This is a genomic window from Serratia sp. (in: enterobacteria) (assembly GCF_046715635.1).
Taxonomy (GTDB): domain Bacteria; phylum Pseudomonadota; class Gammaproteobacteria; order Enterobacterales; family Enterobacteriaceae; genus Chania.
In genome coordinates, this window is sequence record NZ_JBKJYW010000083.1 from 1 (window position 1) to 2,582 (window position 2,582).

Consider the following 2,582-nt stretch of genomic DNA (forward strand, 5'->3'; position numbering starts at 1 on the left):
ATCTGCAGTTTGAAAAGGAGTCTACAGAACGCTGGTTTGCCCGATTTGACGATGGGCCGCTTATGGTCACCCCCTTACGCGCAGGCTATCCCGCCTTGGTAAGCGGTTTTTGGTCTACCCCGTCTAAACCCAGCTCCCAGCTATTTATTGCCCAAGGCGAATTTGCGACGGATGTTCCTGGCCAAGAACCTGGAACGACGCTATGGCACCTGGAGCGCGAAGCGGCATCGATTGCGGAATAGAGGAATCATTATGAGCGGAACTATTACCGGTTCTCCAAAAAAGGGATATCAATGCACCACGTCTTCAATTGAAATGCAGGAGCAGGAAGCGCCTTTACCCAATGCCGAAAATCGGGGCTATTTTCAAGTGCGAACCTCATTTTGTCAGCGTTTCCCCAATGTGATAACGCAAAAGATGAAAAATGGCAGCGAACGGATGTTGAAACTGAAACAGGTTTTGCTCTCTGGCATTATTCAGTTTGAAGAGATTAAATTACATCAGTGGCGCTATGAGTATCGTGCTGAAGTGTCTTATCTTATGAGTGCAAATCCTCCCATGCCATTTATTAGTAAAAATCAGGGTGCTCCAGGGCGGCGGCGTAGATCGTTAAATCCAGTCCCTCTCAGTGGCACTGGCATAGCAAATATCTATCGTAAAGTCGATGTTATTATCGTTGAAGAATCGGAGAACCTGTGGTGCGGTAGAGGAACAATTTGTGAGGAGAGGATGCCTCAGGTACCTAATATTGCCAGAGTCGTTGAAGTGAAGTTTCCTGGTGACAGATTTAGGCCGGGGCAAATAAAAGATAATCTTGCTATCGTAGGAGATGTGAATAAGTTTACGGTCTTAAAGATTCACGACTGCCGTACCAAGACAGATAAAGAACGGGATACCCTGACCAATGAATTGCTGAGTAAGTTTGGCAAAATATGGCCGTGGCTGCTGATACCGCCTGTCTTTGGCCCTGGAACCAAACCGCCCAATATTCCACCTGTCCCCATTCCGGGGAAACATCCGGAGCCTAAACCTCTACCTGGGGGGAGCCCAACCTCAGCCAATACCCGAAACCTTATGGAGCCTTGGACTCAACAAGAAACGTTGGTAGTGCAAGAAGCTCAACCCATTGGTGGGTTGGCAGGAGAGCTTTATGAGGAGACGTTGGCGGTTCTCAAAGGCACCGCGGTCTGGATGCAAGAAACCGGAGATTGGATGTATGACCAGGGCAGAGAAGCCTATGTATGGCTAAAGGAAGGCGTAACCGATCTGGCGAAATCCTCGGCGATTTTTACCATCGCACAGGTATTGGAGCTTTACCTTCTGGTCAAAAAATGGACCGATTGGACCATTGAGTTTATTAAGTCCATCACCTTTGTCGATGTTCTTTGGGTATTAGGGGGCATTGTTGTTGGTATCGCCATTGGCATGGTGGCCGGGGTTATCACGGTACCGGCGAGCGTTTATGCCGCCATTGCCGGGTTGCTGGGTTTATTGGGGGTTTCGACTGCGGCCACTGCGGATGAGCGTCCTAATGGCAGTATCCCCAGTAGCGACCTTATTCTTATGCTTGAGCAGTATGAGCTGGAAAACCAACACTAAGAGTTGGTATTTGAGACTAAGTTAATTAACAGGATGTTGAAATGAAAACGTACTCCGAAAAAATCATGCGCTGGCTTGATGAAATTGAACTTTCTTATGCTAATGCGCCTGATGAGCAGGCCATCCGATTGGGGCTAACGATGTGTTTTTACTATCGTTATGGCGGCAGTTATGAAAAGAAGTTGAAGGTGGTCGAGTGTTTTGACCGGTTTTACGCCGAGTATGGCTGCTTTTTAAAGAAAAATTATTACTCTGATTTTATCAACCTAACAGATAAAAATTACGCTAAAACCCGCCAGGAGTTTATTGATCTTCCCAATGGTGGTCAATATGAGTGGTTATTAACCAGTACCACCGAAGACTATATATCCGAAGAGTATTCCATTTTCACTCTGATACCGCGGGCATTTTCTGAAGAATTTGATCGAAGTATACTGGTTGTCAATTTACCTTGGCATTTTATTTCATCAGATGCAGGGCTTGAAAGGTTTAAGACGTTATTTTACTGGTTATGCCAACGGTTGGATGTGGATAATGGCTATGCAGGACTTTCCCCGATCTTACCCTATGATGACGATTTTCTGTTATTTCCTAATGAATATCAATTGGCAAAAAAATTTTCGGGGCTTATCATCGACACTGTTGATAAAGCTGGTGGTGGGCGTGAATATGCTGATGAAATCAAAGGTGCCAACTGGATAGTGGCTCTTAGCCCGCGCTACGTAAAACGATTGGGTGGCGAGCCGTGGATTAGAAATTATTTCAAGCTTGATAGTGAAATAACCGTAACTAAGGTAGGCGATACGCTCGTGATGCAAGCCGGGGAATATCCGGAGCTAGGTGAAGTCAATACCGACGGGCTGCCTGCCAATTATATTCGGCTCAATAGCCTGTTACGGCCTATCAGAATTAAAAAACCAGACCAGCTGCATTACTACTCTGAGTACAAGGATCTGCAGTTTGAAAAGGAGTCTACAGAACGC

2 protein-coding genes and 1 pseudogene are annotated in these 2,582 nt (G+C 46.1%); all 3 read left to right on the plus strand.

The annotated features are described in order from the left end of the window. Nucleotides 1–242: pseudogene (locus tag ACLQ7H_RS03985) on the plus strand (hypothetical protein); the annotation flags it as partial. A gap of 10 nt (nt 243–252) precedes the next feature. After that, nucleotides 253–1,599, plus strand: coding sequence for a VRR-NUC domain-containing protein (locus ACLQ7H_RS03990; RefSeq protein WP_411751550.1), 1,347 nt, complete (start codon nt 253–255; stop codon nt 1,597–1,599). 41 nt (nt 1,600–1,640) lie between these two features. Then, nucleotides 1,641–2,582 (plus strand): type VI immunity family protein (locus ACLQ7H_RS03995; RefSeq protein ID WP_411751551.1); only part of this gene is annotated, 942 nt, incomplete at its 3' end.

What these genes read in the sequence shown, in the direction of transcription:
- ACLQ7H_RS03990 (WP_411751550.1), top strand. Translation starts at nt 253, where the DNA reads ATGAGCGGAACTATTACCGGTTCTCCAAAAAAGGGATATCAATGCACC.